The sequence below is a fragment of the Sporomusa sp. GT1 genome (genome assembly GCF_014634905.1).
Classification (GTDB): Bacteria; Bacillota; Negativicutes; order Sporomusales; family Sporomusaceae; genus Sporomusa; species Sporomusa sphaeroides.
Genome location: NZ_BMBX01000093.1, coordinates 1 through 270 on the forward strand (window position 1 = coordinate 1; position 270 = coordinate 270).

The following is a 270-nucleotide window of genomic DNA, read 5'->3' on the forward strand; positions in this document are numbered from 1 at the left end:
GGCTCCTCGAGTAGGACTCGAACCTACGACCGATCGGTTAACAGCCGATTGCTCTACCAACTGAGCTATCGAGGAATTTTAAGTTTGGTCAAGGAAATATATAATACCACGTCTACCTGCATATTACAACAGGTAAGTTTTACATTATTCCCTGAAAACTTCACAGAAGAAAGATTACGCAATTAGTTCTATCAATGTTTGCACTTGTGCAAACGAGGTATTTAAGTCAAGTCCTCGGCCTATTAGTACCAGTCAGCTACATGGATTGCT

The 270-nt window shown here is 41.1% G+C and carries 1 tRNA gene; it reads right to left on the reverse strand.

From position 1 onward, the window contains the following. Nucleotides 1–2 precede the first annotated feature (2 nt). Nucleotides 3–75: transfer RNA gene (locus GT1_RS21985), tRNA-Asn, on the reverse strand. Nucleotides 76–270 lie beyond the last annotated feature (195 nt).